Source organism: Streptomyces tateyamensis, assembly GCF_003205575.1.
GTDB lineage: Bacteria > Actinomycetota > Actinomycetes > Streptomycetales > Streptomycetaceae > Kitasatospora > Kitasatospora tateyamensis.
The window spans coordinates 72,386-87,427 of record NZ_PYBW01000030.1 but is presented as its reverse complement, the minus strand read 5'-3'; the positions used below and the strand labels follow the sequence as shown (position 1 = coordinate 87,427).

The 15,042-nt window shown below is 72.0% G+C and carries 11 protein-coding genes; 5 read left to right on the top strand and 6 right to left on the bottom strand.

All coding sequences use genetic code 11. The features are described from left to right. Position 1 precedes the first annotated feature (1 nt). Positions 2-2,452, bottom strand: a complete 2,451-nt coding sequence (locus C7C46_RS09815; RefSeq protein WP_110667879.1) for a glycoside hydrolase family 65 protein — start codon at positions 2,450-2,452, stop codon at positions 2-4. Between the two features lie 249 nt (positions 2,453-2,701). Here C7C46_RS09815 and C7C46_RS09810 point away from each other — a divergent pair, with 249 nt between their 5' ends. Further along, positions 2,702-5,428: a bifunctional acetate--CoA ligase family protein/GNAT family N-acetyltransferase gene (locus tag C7C46_RS09810; protein WP_110667877.1), complete on the top strand. Its 2,727-nt coding sequence runs from the start codon at positions 2,702-2,704 to the stop codon at positions 5,426-5,428. A gap of 72 nt (positions 5,429-5,500) precedes the next feature. On the opposite strand, the gene C7C46_RS09805 is transcribed toward C7C46_RS09810, so the two are convergent. Next, positions 5,501-6,940 carry an MBL fold metallo-hydrolase RNA specificity domain-containing protein gene (locus C7C46_RS09805; protein ID WP_110667875.1) on the bottom strand — a complete coding sequence of 480 codons (1,440 nt, stop codon included), beginning with the start codon at positions 6,938-6,940 and terminating at the stop codon, positions 5,501-5,503. 216 nt (positions 6,941-7,156) lie between these two features. Here C7C46_RS09805 and hypE point away from each other — a divergent pair, with 216 nt between their 5' ends. From hypE to C7C46_RS09785, 4 genes are all read left to right on the top strand, one after another. After that, the gene (gene hypE, locus C7C46_RS09800) at positions 7,157-8,233 is read left to right on the top strand and encodes a hydrogenase expression/formation protein HypE (RefSeq protein ID WP_110667873.1); all 1,077 of its coding nucleotides are present in this window, start codon (positions 7,157-7,159) and stop codon (positions 8,231-8,233) included. A gap of 196 nt (positions 8,234-8,429) precedes the next feature. Beyond that, the gene (locus tag C7C46_RS09795; protein ID WP_342775389.1) at positions 8,430-9,539 is read left to right on the top strand and encodes a site-2 protease family protein; all 1,110 of its coding nucleotides are present in this window, start codon (positions 8,430-8,432) and stop codon (positions 9,537-9,539) included. A gap of 106 nt (positions 9,540-9,645) precedes the next feature. Continuing rightward, positions 9,646-9,786, top strand: coding sequence for a universal stress protein (locus C7C46_RS09790; RefSeq protein ID WP_110667869.1), 141 nt, complete (start codon positions 9,646-9,648; stop codon positions 9,784-9,786). A 185-nt stretch (positions 9,787-9,971) separates the two neighbouring features. Further along, a complete protein-coding gene (locus tag C7C46_RS09785; protein ID WP_110667867.1) occupies positions 9,972-10,415 on the top strand; it encodes a universal stress protein in 444 nt (147 codons plus the stop codon). A gap of 112 nt (positions 10,416-10,527) precedes the next feature. On the opposite strand, the gene C7C46_RS09780 is transcribed toward C7C46_RS09785, so the two are convergent. The 4 genes from C7C46_RS09780 to ppsA form a co-directional block, all read right to left on the bottom strand. Continuing rightward, positions 10,528-11,472 (bottom strand): hypothetical protein, encoded by a 945-nt coding sequence (locus C7C46_RS09780; RefSeq protein ID WP_110667865.1) that lies wholly within the window; start codon positions 11,470-11,472, stop codon positions 10,528-10,530. Then, on the bottom strand, positions 11,469-12,128 hold the full coding sequence (locus C7C46_RS09775; protein WP_110667864.1) for a cytochrome b N-terminal domain-containing protein: 660 nt from the start codon (positions 12,126-12,128) through the stop codon (positions 11,469-11,471). Before C7C46_RS09775 ends, C7C46_RS09780 begins: the two co-directional genes overlap by 4 nt. Beyond that, entirely contained in the window at positions 12,125-12,313 is a 189-nt protein-coding gene (locus C7C46_RS34240; RefSeq protein WP_146259037.1) for a hypothetical protein, read from the bottom strand. Before C7C46_RS34240 ends, C7C46_RS09775 begins: the two co-directional genes overlap by 4 nt. A 98-nt stretch (positions 12,314-12,411) precedes the next feature. Next, positions 12,412-14,781 carry a phosphoenolpyruvate synthase gene (gene ppsA / locus C7C46_RS09770; protein ID WP_110667862.1) on the bottom strand — a complete coding sequence of 790 codons (2,370 nt, stop codon included), beginning with the start codon at positions 14,779-14,781 and terminating at the stop codon, positions 12,412-12,414. Positions 14,782-15,042: the final 261 nt, after the last annotated feature.

The following is a 15,042-nucleotide window of genomic DNA, read 5'->3' as shown; positions in this document are numbered from 1 at the left end:
GTCAGAGCGTGAAAGTGTGGCTCTCGCCGGGCCGTACGGTGGTGAGGGAGCCCCGGAAGCCGATCTGGACGGGGACTTGCTGCCCCGGTCGCAAGCTCACGGTCATCTGGCGGCGGGTCACCGTGACGACCACGCCCCAGTGACCCCGGTAGCGCAGCTCGACCTCAAGGCGGCCGAGGGGTGCGGGCAGGTGCGGGTCGAGCCAGAGCGCGTCCTGCCGGGTCTCAAGGCCGGTGTAGCAGCGTTGCATCAGGTCCACGGTGCCCGCCATGGCGCCGAGGTGGATGCCCTCAGCGGTTGTCCCGCCCTGGACGTCCTGGAAGTCGCTCGCGAGGGCATCGCGGAAGAAGCGCCAGGAGGCTCGGCGGTCCGAGCGGGCCAGAACCCACGCGTGCACGACCGAGCTGAGGGTCGACCCGTGCACGGTGCGTGGCAGGTAGTAGGCCACCGTCCGGTGGAGCAGATCGTGTCCGGCCCGGTAGCCGAGCCTGCGCAGCAGGTCACGCATCTCCCGGGGGGAGAAGAGGTAGTAGAGCATCAGGACGTCGGCCTGTTTGGACGCCTTGTAGCGGTTGACGCTGTCGCCCTCGGCTTCCAGGATGCGGTCGAGGCGGCGGATGTCCGGGTAACGGTTGTGATAGCCGTCCCAGTCGAGCTCGGCCAGTTGCTCGTAGCCGGCGAACTGGCTGAGGACGCCGTCGTGGAAGGGCACGTGCACGCGGCGGCTGACGTCCTGCCAGCGGTCGAGTTCGGTGGAGTCGAGGGCCAGGCGCTCGCGGAGTTCGTCGCGGCGGTAGCCGGGGAGGACGTCCAGGGAGTCGAGCGCTCGGGCGAGCACCCAGGAGGCGAGGACGTTGGTGTACGTGTTGTCGTCGATGCCGGGCCGCTCGGACTGCGGGTAGGCGTCGTGGTACTCGTCCGGGCCCATCACGCCCCGGATCGTGTACCGCTGCCGCTCGGGGTCGTAGGTGGCGGTGTCGGCCCAGAAGCGGGCGATCTCGAGCAGCATTTCAGCCCCGGTGGTGGCCAGGAAGTCGAGGTCACCGGTGGCCTGGTAGTACTGCCAGACGTTGTAGGCGACCGCCGAGCCGACGTGACGCTGAAGGTGGCTGCGATCCGCAAGCCAGCGGCCCGACAGCGGGTTGAGGTGCAGGCGCGGTGCCATCTCGGTGCCGTCGCTCGCGCTCTGCCACGGGTACATCGCCCCTCGGTACCCGGCGTCGCGGGCAGCCTGGCGCGCCGCTTCCAGGCGCCGATATCGGTAGCGCAGGACAGCGCGGCTGAGTTCCGGCAGGCGCAGGTTGAGGGTCCGGAGCACGAACAGCTCGTCCCAGAAGATGTGGCCCCGGTAGGCCTCGCCGTGCCAGCCCCGGGCCGGGATCCCGGCGTCCAGGTCGGCGGTGTGTTCGGAGTAGGTCTGCAGCAGGTGGAACAGGTGCAGGTGCAGCGCGCCGACATCGGCGAAATCCACGTCCGTGCGGCAGCGGCGCCACAGCTCCTCCCAACGCTGCGCGTGCGCGCGCACCAGGGTCTCGAACCCGTCTGCACGGGACACCAGGCGTCGGGCGGCGCGCAGCGGATCGTCGACAGCGGGGTCGCGGGAGGTGTACACGGCCACGGTCTTCTCGACCGTCACGGCCTGGCCGATGGCGGCGTCCACGGTGATGGTCTGGGCGGCCCAGCTATCCCGGAGCTCGTTCTGACGGTCAGCCGCCAGCCGGATACCGCCGCGGTGCAGTCGGGTCCGGGCCGCCAGCGCGAGGTGCAGGGGCGAGCCGATGGTGCGGGCCCGGAGCCAGAGCAGCTCCTCACCGTCCGTTCCCTGACCGACAGGGTCGAGATGACGACTGGTCAGGCCCCGGTACCGGGCCACCCCGGTGTTGGTGACCGTGGCGTCGAGCGCGGAGCGGACCTCCAGCCGGCCGGACCAGTTCTCCGGGACCAGAACGGTCTCCAGGGCCACCAGGTGGGGCTGGGCGAGGCTGGCGAGCCGCCGTTGCACCAGGCGGGTGCGGTGGCCCAGGGCGTCGACGGCCAGGGCCCGCCGCGTCAGCACGCCGCGCCGCAGGTCGAGGTCCAGCCGCTGCGATGTGACCTCCGTCGTCGCGTCAGCGCCGAACCAGTCCTCCGTACCCGCGACCCGGAAGGTCAAGGGCAGCCAGTTGGGACAGTTGACCAGGTCCTCGTTCTCCACCTCGCGACCGTCCAGGACGGAGGCGGCCCGGTCGTAGCAGCCCGCCAGGTAGGTCCCGGGGTAGTGGATCCCGTCGGCCCGGGACTCAGGAGCGGCTCCCCGGGTCACCAGGTACCCGTTGCCCACCGCGCACAGCGCCTCCCGGCGGCCCTCGTCGGCGGGATCGAAGCCGTCGAAAGCGAGGACCCACGGGTCCGCCGTGGGGGGCTGGTCGACCCGCCGCGCGGCCTGTCCGTCCGGCTGGGCCTCGGTGTCCACAGGGCCTCCTCGCCGGGCGCGGCACCGCACGCCCTCAGCCCAGTCTGCCGGTCAGAGGCCTCGGCCGCAGATAACCTCACCGGCCCTGCGGTATGGGCCGACCGGCCCTGTGCGGCTGCTTCGGTCCGGGCCGAGGCTGGGGGGTGACCGGCTGGGTGTGCCACGCCCGGGGCACCAGGTATGGCACGGCTTCCGTGCCCGCCCGGCCGGGGTACTGCGGCACGGCTGTCGACACCTCACGGAGTTTCCATGCCCACCGCCCAGCCTTTCCCGTCGACCGTCGAGGCCCTGCTCTCCGACGGCACCACGGCCACCATCCGACCGCTGGGGCCCGCCGACCGGGAGGCCGCCTACGACCTGCATGCCGTGCGGATGTCCGACGAGAGCCGGCGGCAGCGCTTCTTCGGCGCCAGCCGCCTGGCCCCGCAGCTGGCCGCAGACCGGTTGTGCGCGCCGCCGCGCCCGGGATTCCTGGCGCTGGGCGCCTGGGTGGACCGGGAGCTCGTCGGCGCCGCGGACTACGAGACCGTGTGCGGCCGCCCCGACACCGCCGAGATCGCGCTCGCCGTCGCCGACGAGTGGCAGCGCCACGGCGTGGCCACCCTGCTGCTGGAGCACCTGCTGCACGCGGCGCGCGAGCAGGGCGTGCTCGCCATCGAGGCCGACACCCTCGCCGGGAACCGGGCCGTCCACAAGGTCTTCACCGACCTCGGGCTGCGGGTGCACCGCCACCTCGACCACGGTGAAATCCGGGTCCAGGTCCCCCTGGACGAGAGGGACGAGCACTACCGCAGCGCCGTGGAGGAGCGGGGGCGCAGCGCGGACGTCGCGAGCCTGGTGCCGCTGCTGCGGCCCCGGTCGGTCGCGGTGGTCGGCGCCTCGCGGCGGCCGGGGTCGGTCGGGCGGACGGTCCTGGAGAAGATCCGGCAGGGCGGTTTCAAGGGCGAGCTGTGGGCCGTCAACCCGTACGCGGAGAGGATCGGGGGCGAGCCGGCGTACCCCGGGCTGAGCGAACTGCCCGGTACCCCCGATCTGGCGGTGCTCGCAGTGCCACCCGGTGTGGTGTCCAGCGCAGCCGAGGAGTGCGGGCAGGCGGGTGTCCGTGCCCTGGTCGTGCTCACCTCCGGCCTGAGCGGCGCCGACGCGCAGCAGCTGCTGCACAGCTGCCGTCGGCACAGCATGCGACTGGTCGGTCCGAACTGTCTGGGCATCGCGGTGACCAACGACGCCGTCCGCCTGGACGCCGAGTTCGGCGCGGCCTGGCCGCTGCCGGGCACCGCCGGGGTGGCCGTGCAGTCCGGCGGCGTCGGGATCGCGCTGCTGGAGCGGCTGACCTGGCTGGGCATCGGGGTGTCCGACTTCGTCTCGCTCGGCGACAAGTACGACGTCAGCGGCAACGACCTCCTGCAGTGGTGGGAGAGCGACGGCCGCACCAACCTGGCCCTGCTGCACCTGGAGTCCTTCGGCAACCCCCGCGCCTTCTCCCGCACCGCCCGCCGCGTCACCCGCAAAATCCCGGTACTCACCGTGGACGCCGGACGCTCCGCCGCAGGCCGCCGGGGAGCCGCCTCGCACACCGCTGCCGCCGCCACCTCGACCGTGACCCGCCAGGCCCTGTTCAGCCAGGCCGGCATCACCGCCACCCGCGGCATCGGCGAACTCGTCGAGACCGCCGCCCTGCTGCACGCCCAGCCGCTGCCGACCGCGCGGTCCTCGGTCGCCGTGGTCTCCAACGCCGGCGGCGTGGGCATCCTGGCAGCCGACGCCTGCGTGGACTACGGGCTCACACTCCCCGAACTCCCCGCCCACCTGGCGATCGATCTGGTCGACCTTCTCCCACCGGGTGCGACGGCTGCCAACCCGGTCGACACCACCGCCGCCGTCGGGCCGGACGAACTCCGCTCCTGCCTGGACCTGTTGGAGCGCAGCCGGTCCGTCGAGGCCCTGCTGGTCTGCCTGGTCCCGACCGCGCTCACCACCAGCCCCGAGCAGGACCCGTTGCGCGCCCTGCGGGACTCGCCCGGGCGGCGCCGTATCCCGGTCGTGGCCGTACTCCTCGGCCAGGAGGTCCCGGTGCAGTATCTCGACTGCGCAGACGGCGCGCGCATTCCCATCTACGCGGACCCGCAGTCAGCCGCCCGTGCCCTCGCCCACGCCCGCGACCGGGCCGCCTGGCTGGCCGAGCCCCCCGGAGCCGAACCGGCCCTCACCGACTGCGACCCGGAAGCCGCCAAGGACCTGGTGGCGCGATTCCTGGACGCGCATCCCGACGGCGGCTGGCTCAACCCCTCCCTCACCGCAGACCTCCTCGGCTGCTACAGCCTGCCGCTCACCACCTCGGTCTGGGCCCCCGACGAGCACGGCATGGTGCTCGCCGCCCGGTCCATGCGTCAGCTCGGGCACGAGGGCAAGATCGCGCTCAAGGCCTACTGGCCCGGCCAGGTCCACAAGAGCGACGTCGGCGCGGTGTACCTCGGCCCCGGTGACGACGCGTCGGTCCGGTCCACCTTCCGGGACTTCGAGAACCGCTTCGGCGAGCGCCTGGCCGGCGTGGTCGTCCAGCCGATGGCCGCGCCGGGCACCGAGTTGTTCGCCGGGATCGTGCAGGACCAGGTCTTCGGCCCGCTGACCGTCTTCGGCCTCGGGGGCACCGCCACCGACCTGCTGGACGACCGCACCGCCCGCCTCACCCCGCTCACCGAGAACGACCTCCACACCATGACCACCGAACTGCGCTGCGCCCCGCTGCTCTTCGGGTACCACGGCCACCCGGCCGTCGACCTGACCGCCGTCCAGGATCTGCTCGCCAGGCTCTCCCGGCTGGCCGACGACGTGCCCCAGCTCGCCGAGGCCGACCTCAATCCGGTCATCGCAACTCCGGACGCCCTGCTCTGCGTCGACGCCCGAGTACGGCTGGAGCCGCGGCACCCCTTCGACCCGTACCTGCGCCGCCTACGACGCCCGGTGGAGGACTGAGCGCGAGGAATCTCGACGGACGGGCCGAACCCGGGGCGTGGCGACAACGCCACGCCCCGGTCGCGGCTCACCTCACTTGACCAGCACCCGCTCACCCGAGCGCGGCACCACGGCCGTCCAGCCCAACTCGCGGTCGATCCGGTCGCGCAGCGCCTGGGAACCCTCCGGCTCGCCGTGCACCAGGTAGGTCGCGCTCGGCGGCAGGGCGCCGCCCAGCCAGTCAAGGATCTCGCCGGCGTCGGCGTGCGCGGAGAACCCGGGGACGCTCACGATCTCCGCGCGCACCGGCACGTAGGTGCCGAACATCTTCAGCGTGCGCGCCCCGTCCACCAGGTCACGGGCCCGGGTGCCGATCGCGGCGAAGCCGACGATCATCACGGTGTTGCGGGGGTCGGGCAGCAGCCTGCGCAGATGGTGGACGACCCGTCCGCCGGTGGCCATGCCCGAGGCGGAGACGATGACCGACGGCATCACCGAGCGCTGGATCGCGCCCGACTCCTGCACCGACCGCGCCGCCGTGAACGGCGCGGGGTCCAGGGCCGCTCCGCCGTCGCCCGCCACATCGGACCGAAGCTCCGGGGCGTTCTCAACGAAGGCATCGCGGTAGACCTGCAAAGCTGCGAGCGCCATCGGGCTGTCCACGTAGACCGGCACGCCGGCGGGCAGCTGGCCCGAGCGGCGCAGTTCGGCGAGTTCGTGCAGCACGACCTCAGTGCGGTCCACCGCGAAGGACGGGATGACGACGGTGCCGCCGCGAGCCAGGGTATGCGACAGCGCGTCCGCGAAGCGCGCCCGGGCGCCGCGCTCGTCGTGGTGGCGGTTGCCGTAGGTGGACTCCACCAGCAGCACGTCCGCGCCCGTGAACGGGTCGGGCGGCCGCAGCAAGGGGTGGACGGGGCGGCCGAGGTCGCCGCTGGAGGCGAGGGTGTGGCCGTCCTCCAGGGTGAGGTGGGCCCAGGAGGAGCCGAGGATGTGGCCGGCGTGGTGCAGGCGCAGCACCGTGCCGGTGGTGATCTCGGTCTCGGCGCCGACAGGAGCGGGTTCGAAGAGGCTCAGGGCCCGGTCGACGTCCCCATCGTCGTAGAGCGGCTGCGCGGGGCGGTGTTTGGACCAGCCGTGGGAGTTGGCGTGCTCGGCCTGCTCCTGCTGCAGGTGTGCGCTGTCGCGCAGCACGATCTCGGCGAGGCGGGCTGTGTTGGGCGTGCACACCACCCGGCCGTGGAAGCCGTCCTTGACCAGGCGCGGCAGGTAGCCGCAGTGGTCCAGGTGCGCGTGGGTGAGGACGACGGCGTGCACGTCGGCGGGGTCCAGAGGCAGCGGGCGCCAGTTGCGCCGCCGCAGCTCGGCCATGCCCTGGAACATGCCGCAGTCCACCAGAACCCGCGCGTGATCCGTCTCGACCATGAACTTGCTGCCAGTGACGGTACCGACCCCGCCGAGGAAGGTCAGCAGACCCGGCCGGAGCTTCGGGCCGCTCCGGGCCTCCGTGCCACTCTCGCCTGCGCCGACCATGGTGACCGCCTCTCCTGGCACGCCGCGCCGCGCGCGGACGAGATCCCTGCCAGTCCACTGTCACACCACGGCGCGCACCCGGCACGGGCCGCACCGGCCCCGGGTGGGGACCGATCGGCCCTGTTCAACGGCCCGGGACGAGGCGAAGAGTGGCCATGAGACCGTCCGGGCTCTGTGCCCGGCCGTGCCGACACGCTCCGAGGAGGCGTATGGACCATGCAGCATCGCACCGTCCACGCCGATGTGCCTTCGGTGCAGTTCCCGCCTCCAGCGAAGAGCAACCTTGTGCGGCTGGGCCACGGCGCCGGCGGCGGCCTCTCCGCCGAACTGCTGGACGACCTGCTGCTGCCCGCCCTGAGCGGCACCAGCGGACCTGGCCGGCGCGCGGTGCCGATGGAGGACGCGGCGGTCCTCCCCGGGACCGGTGACGCCGAACTGCTCTTCACCACCGACTCCTTCGTGGTCAGCCCGCTCTTCTTCCCCGGCGGCGACATCGGCTCACTCGCCGTGCACGGCATCATCAACGACATCGCGATGATGGGTGCCCGGCCGACCGCACTCGCCGTCGCACTCATCCTGGAGGAGGGCCTGCCGCTCACGATCCTGGACCAGGTGGCTCGCTCCATCGGCTGGGCCGCACGCGAGGCCGGGGTCGCCGTGGTGACGGGGGACACCCAAGTCGTCAACCAGGGTGCCGTCGACCGACTGTTCATCACCACCACAGCGCTCGGCACCCGCCTCCCCGGGATGCACACCGCCGCCGCCCACACCCAACCCGGCGACGCGGTCCTGCTATCCGGGCCGATCGGCCTGCACGGCACCGCGGTGCTCGGCGCCCGGAAGGAACACGGCTTCGGAAGCCGGATCGCCTCCGACACACGCCCCCTGCACGGCCTGGTCAGGGTGATGGGCGCGGCCGGGGGCACCGCTGTCCACACGCTGCGCGACCCGACCCGGGGTGGTCTGGCGACGGCGCTCAACGAGATCGCCCGGGACTCTGCCGTCAGCGTCGAGGTCCAGGAAGCGGCGATCCCGGTACCCGAACCGGTGGCTGCCGCCTGCGACCAGCTCGGCCTGGACGTCCTGGAGATCGCCAGCGCGGGCTGCCTGGTCGCCTTCGTCGCCGCCTCGCAGGCCGAGAACGTACTCGCCGCCATGAGAGCCACCCGCGAGGGCGAAGCCGCCGTACCCATTGGCCGAGTCACCGACTGGCCGCCCGGCCGAGTCACTCTGACAGCCGCCAGCCGGGTGGTGGACATGCCTGCAGCCGAGCAATCACCACGGATCTGCTGAGCCCCACACCGGTTCCTGGACCGTCGGGCCCCTGGGCCCGGGACCTTCGGGCCTCCCCGGCGACGGTCTCAAGGATCGACGATGGAAGTGGCCTCCGCGCCGCCCGGGCAAGCAATCGGCCCGGTGGGCGGCACGGTGGCGCCAGAAGGCAGGGACAACCATGAACGGCTCCGTACCACTGGGACGGATCTTCGGCGTGCCCCTGCGCATCCACTGGAGTGCCCCCCTGCTGATCCTCCTCCTGAGCAGCAGCCTCAGCAGCAGCACCCTCCCCGCCTGGGCGCCGGGGCACTCCAGCACCGTCTACTCGGCGGCCGGCCTGATCGGCGCGCTGCTGCTGGTGGCGAGCCTGCTCGCGCACGAGGCGGCACACGCGGTCACCGCACGACGGGCCGGCATCAAGGTCGAGGACGTGACGGTCTGGGGGCTGGGCGGAGTCACCCGGATGGGACGCGCCAAAACCCCCCTGGTCCACCTCGCCGTCTCGGCGATCGGGCCTCTGACCAGCCTGGCGCTCGGCGGGCTCGCGCTCGCAGGCGGTTTCGCAACGCAGCACGTGCTGCACTGGGCGGTGCCCTCGGCCGTGCTGCTCTGGACCGGCTGGGCCAATCTGCTCCTCGGGGCGTTCAACCTCTTGCCCGCCGCGCCGCTGGACGGCGGACGGATCCTCCAAGCGGCGCTCTGGTGGCGCCGGGGCGACCGCGAGCAGGCGCAGCGGATCGCCGGACGCACCGGGCAGGTGGTCGGAGCACTGGTGGCCGTGGCCGGCTGGTTCGAGCTGACCCACGGCGCGAGTTCCGGCCTGTGGCTCGTGCTCGTCGGTGTCTTCGTCTCGCTGTCCGCCCTGGCCGAGGTGCGCCGCGCCACGCTGGAGACCGCGCTGCGCGGCGTACTGGTCGCCCAGGTGATGTCCTCACCGGTCGTCACCGGGGCCGACTGGCTGACCGTGGACCACCTCCTGGACGAGTTCGCGACTAAGGGCCACCACTCGGCCATTCCTGTGCTCGACTTCAACGGACACCCGAGCGGAATCGTCGAACTGCGCCGACTCTCTGCAGTCCCGCCCGCGCGGCGGGCCGACCTACGGGCCCGCGACGTGGCCGCTCCCCTCACCCGATGCGTGCTGGCCTCGCCCGAGGACACCCTCGTCGATGTGCTGGAGCGCCCGGGTGTGACAGTGCCGCTGCGGATCCTGGTGCTCGACGGCGCGCAGCTGGTCGGCATCGTCACCGGCCACGACATCGCCCGCATCGCGCGGCAACGCCTGCCCGGGCCGCATGCGGCGCGGGCCCGGGCGATCGGCTGACCCGCCCGTTCATTTGCGGTGCGGGGCCCGGTGCGCTGCGTGAGGATGTTGACGCGCGGATCAGCGCACTGGCAGCACGTGACGGCTCTGGCCGGTGGCGGTTCCCATGGCTCCCCGGGCACGCGGAGCCGACCTGCTCGTCCTCGGACGCCGGACCCGCCGTCACGGCACCCCACGCATCGGGCCCACCACCCACGCGCTGATGCACCACACACAGCGTCCGGTCGCGGTGGTTCCCCATTCCTGACCGGCGGCCTACTGCCGCTCATTGCCATGGTCCGGCAGTCCTCGGGCGGGCGAACGACCGCCCGCAACCGTTCGACCAGCCGGGCTGTCGGGCCCGAAAGCGCCAAGCTGGGGGCCGTACGGCCCTGGGCGGCTCGGGCGCGGAGAGAGCAGTGTGGGGCTGTCAACCGAGGTGCGAGGTGCGAGATGAGTACAGAACAGTCGGCGGGAAGCCGGATCGTGGTCGGGGTCGACGGTTCGCCGTCGTTGAAGCAGGCACTGCGGTGGGCGGTCGATCAGGCTGAGCGGACCGGTGCCGTCGTGGAGGCGGTCGCCTGCTGGGCGTACCCGACGGTGTACGGGTGGGGGATGACGGGAGTGGATCCCGAACTCCCCGACATCACCGGGAAGATGCTCGCCCAGGCGGTGGCCGAAGTGGTCGGCGACGACCCACCGGTGGAGATCCGCGAGAGCGTCGTGCTCGGCAACGCAGCAGAGGTGCTGCTGGACAGGGCTCACGGGGCCGAACGGCTGGTGGTCGGCAACCGGGGCCACGGCGGGTTCTCCGGCGCCCTGTTGGGCTCGGTGGGCCAGCACTGCGTGCAGCACGCGCACTGCTCCGTCGTCGTCGTCCGCGATGGCGAGAGCTGACCGACCAGCTCCCCCTGCGGTTCCGGCCCGACGGAAGGCGGACTCGCAGCCGCCGCGCGGAGCATCGGCAGCCTTCCGAGCCGGTGGTGCCCCCCGTACGAGGCCCGAGTCGCTACCGCTGCTGGCGGTAGTGGTCTCGCCAGATCAGGCGGTACACCTTCGTCCACCGCGGGACGGACCGGACGCCGGGGATGAACGGCACCAGGACGAGACCGAGGCTGAGCACCGCCATGAGCGCCCAGATCAGGGCGTCCGCGTTGGTCGAGGTCTTGAACGGGTCGACCTGGTACCAGAAGGTGTACAGCCACAGCCATGCCTGCCCGGGGTAGTTCCCGGTCTCGTTCATCATGCCCCACTGGTCGCCGGACAGGTGCTGGCCGTCGGCCAGGCCCGCCAGGTAGGTTCCGTCGGCCAGGAAGAGCAAGGGCTTGGTGTAGTCGGTCTGGTAGAAGTGGCCCTGGGCCAGCAGCTGTCCGTCCAGGCCACCGGCCTGGGCGAGTGTCAGCAGGCGCCCGGTCAGTACCGGGACGGGTCCGTAGTCGCCGTGGGCGACCTGGGCGGGGTCACCGTCCGGGGCCTTGCCGAGCGCGTCGGAGTAGGCCGCGGTCCACATCTGCTGCTGGTCAGTCGGTGCGGCGCTCCAGGCGGCCAGAGCCGCGGTGACGTCGGCCGGTTCGGGGGCTTGGCGCAGCGGGCGCAGCACGAAGTCCTCGGCGGTGTCGACCGGGATCCGCACCCCAGCGGCCCGTTGCAGGCCGAGGGGACCGATCCTCTGGCCCGCGCCCGGGGTGTCGTTGTACGGCGGGCCGTACTGCGCCGTCGTGCTGGTGGCGCCGAGTTCGGCGACGGCCGTCGCGGTGAAGTCGTTGGGGGCGGCGGCGGACCAGGCGGCCAGGGTGACCGGTTTGTCGTCCGGGGAGGAGAACAGTGCGGCGAGGCCGGCCGTCAGCAGTGCCACCGCGACCAGCGCGACGGTGAACTCCTTGAGCAGGTCGTACGGGCGGGTCGGGAACGCGGCGGACTCGGGCTCCGCCGCACGGCGGGAGAGCGGTTTCACAGCCGCCCCTGGACGGCGCCAGGCTCCGGGGCCACGGCGCCGATCGGCGGTACGATCCCGCGGCGACGGACCAGCAGGACGTGCCAGCCTGTCAACCCGCCCAACACGAGGGGGAGCAGCACGATGTGCCACATCAGCATCTGGCCGAAGTCCAGGACGTTGAACCAGGCGCCGATGCCGACCGCGTTGAGGCCGTCCTTGGCCTGCCCGGAGATCCACTGCGAGTCGAAGTTCTGCTGCGTCAGGTAGCCGGTGAAAGCGGCGCCGACCGAGGCGAGGAAGCAGACCGCCCCGGTCATCCACGTCATCGCCCGCCGGCCACGCCAGGCGGCCATGAAGAACTTGCCCCACAGGTGGATCACCATGAAGAACATGAACAGCTCCACACTCCACAGGTGCAGGCTGTTGACGTACTTCCCGACACCGGAGACGTGCCACCAGCCGGGGCCCTCCAGCGAGAGCAGGCATCCTGTGGCCACCACCACGACCAGCGCCGACACGGTGAGCACGCCGAAGACGTAGATCCAGGAGGCCATGTACGCGGGCTGGCTGTCGGGCAGCAGCTTCTCGGGCGGCAGGGTACGGACGGCGTAGCGGCGTACCGCCCCGGTCCACCCGCCGGAGCGGACGTCCTGCGGCGTCGCGGGCTCGCTCATCTGCGCCCCCGTCCCTTCGGGAACGGCAGCAGCACCGCCGCTGCGAAGACCAGCACCATCAGGCCGATGACGACCAGGTTCGCCACCGAGATCTGCACCACACCCCAGTGGACATAATGCCCTGTGTGGTTGAGATCGACGGGCGCGGCGAGCGCTCGCTCGCCGTACGCCGCTGCCATCGCCATGGTCGGCCCCTTTCCCGGGCAGGTACGGCGTCAGTCTCCCCCGGCGTCAGGGGAACGGCATGCCGACGTGGGGCCGAACGGTCGAACCCGTGGAGGTGTCAGTCCTGCTCGGCGGCGGCCACGTGCTGCTTCACCGCGACGAAGCTGTCCGGTGCCACCGAGATCGAGTCGATCCCGGCCTGGACCAGGAAGCGGGTGAACGCCGGGTCGTCGCTGGGCCGCTGGCCGCACAGGCCGACCGGGCGGCCGACCGCGTGGGCGGTGGCGATCAGGGTCTCGATGCTCCGCGTGACGGCGGGGTTGGTCTCGTCGAAGAGGTGCGCGAGGTCTTCGGAGTCACGGTCCACGCCGAGGGTGAGCTGGGTGAGGTCGTTGCTGCCGATGGAAAAGCCGTCGAAGCACTCGGCGAACTCCGCCGCGAGAATCACGTTCGCCGGGATCTCCGCCATCGCGTACACCTTCAACCCGTTCCCACCCCGCGACAGCCCCTCCTCGGCCATCACCGTCAGCACCCGATCAGCCTCCTCCAGCGTGCGGCAGAAGGGGATCATCACCACCACGTTCGTCAGGCCCATCTCGTCGCGGACCCGGCGCAGCGCCCGGCACTCGAGCGCGAAGCCCTCCCGGTAGCCCTCGCTGTAGTAGCGGCTCGCGCCCCGCCAGCCGATCATCGGGTTCGCCTCGACCGGCTCGAAGGGGCGGCCGCCGACCAGTTTGGCGTACTCGTTGGTCTTGAAGTCGCTGGTGCGCACCACGACTGGGTCGGGCCAGCGCGAGGCGGCGATCCGGGCGACGCCCTGGGCGAGGCGGTCCGTGAAGTAGCGGGTGCGGTCGGCGTAGCCGTCGGTGAGCGCGTCCACCTGGCGCCGTTCCTCGGGGTCGAGGCGTTCGGGGTGTACCAGCGCCATCGGGTGGACCTTGACCTGGTGGGCGACGATGAACTCCGTCCGGGCCAGCCCCACGCCGTCCGCCGGCAGCTGCCACCAGCGGAACGCGGCTGCCGGGTCGGCCAGGTTGAGCATCACCCGGGTGCGGGTCCGCGGCAGCCCGGCAAGGTCGATCTCGGACTGCTCGTAGTCGAGCAGTCCGGCGTAGACGTGTCCGTCCTCACCCTCGGCGCAGCAGACCGTGACCTCCTGGCCCTCGTGCAGCAGCTCGGTCGCCCGGCCCGTACCCACGATCGCGGGCACGCCCAACTCCCGGCTGACGATGGCCGCGTGCGAGGTGCGGCCGCCGTGGTCCGTGACGATGGCGGCGGCCCGCTTCATGATCGGTTCCCAGTCCGGGTCGGTGATCCCGGTGACCAGCACCGCCCCCGTGGGGAAGCGCTCCAGCTCGACGGGGGTGGACAGCGCGCACACCGCGCCGGCGCCGATCGCCTCGCCCACGGCGATCCCGCCGACGAGTAGCTCGCCGGTGCCGGTCAGCCGGAAGCGGTGCAGCATTGTCGCGCGCCGCTGGGACACCACGGTCTCGGGTCGGGCCTGCACGATGAAGATCTCATCGGTGCGGCCGTCCTTGGCCCACTCGATGTCCATCGGACAGCCGTAGTGCTGCTCGATGGCGACGCCCCAGCGGGCGAGTGTGCGCACCTCCGCCTCGTCCAGCACCCGGCGGTTGCGCTCCTGCGCGGTGGTGTCCACCGTGCGGGTCAGCCCCTCGTCGGCGTAGACGGCCTTGCGGCGCTTGGCCCCGGTCTCGGCGTGGATCACCGGGTTCAGGTCGGGGTCCTTGAGCAGTGGCTTGAAGACCAGGTACTCGTCGGGGTCGACCTGTCCGCTGACCACCGTCTCGCCCAGTCCCCAGGCCGCGCTGACCACCACCGCGTCCGGGAAGCCGCTCTCGGTGTCCAGCGTGAACATCACCCCGGCGCCGGCCAGGTCGGAGCGGACCATCAGCTGCACGCCGACCGAGAGCGCCACCGCGAGCTGGTCGAAACCCATCCGCTCGCGGTAGTCGATCGCCCGGTCGGTGAACAGCGACGCGTAACAGCGGTGGCAGGCATCCAGCAGCGCCTCGCGGCCCACCACGTTGAGGTAGGTGTCCTGCTGCCCGGCGAAGCTGGCCTCCGGCAGGTCCTCAGCCGTGGCGCTGCTGCGCACCGCGACGTCCGGGTCCACCCGGCCGGCCTCCCGAGCGAGGCCGGCGTACGCGTCGGCGAGCTCCCGCTCCAGGGCGGCTGGTAGCGGTGTGCTGAGCATCGCGGCACGGATCACGGCACCCACCTCGTCGAGCGGGGCACCCCCGTGCAGCAGCGCGATCTGCTCGACGATCCGCCCACGCAGACCGCCGGTGTCGAGGAACTCCCGGTAGGCGTCGGCGGTGCTCGCGAAGCCGTCGGGCACCCGTACACCTGCAGGACCGAGGTTGACGACCATCTCCCCGAGCGAGGCGTTCTTGCCGCCGACGACGTTCACGTCCGCGCGGCCGATCCCGGAGAACCGGATGACACGACGGGTCGAGGACATGACTACCTCCGCTGATACGGGAGTGATAGACGGCCCCTGCCATCGAGCAACACTGATGGTGCATCAGGTCAGGTCTACTGGGCAGTGCTCGACGTGGCCGACAGGACACCGCGACGACATCGCGGGCGCGCGGTGTCGACGGACCCAGCCGCCTCCCACGGGACCGGTGGGAGTCCGTCGGCCGCTTCCCGTGCCTTCGTCCGGGCTGTTCCTGTTGCTTCTATGGGACCACCGTACGAAGCGTGTCGCCAACGCCCGACG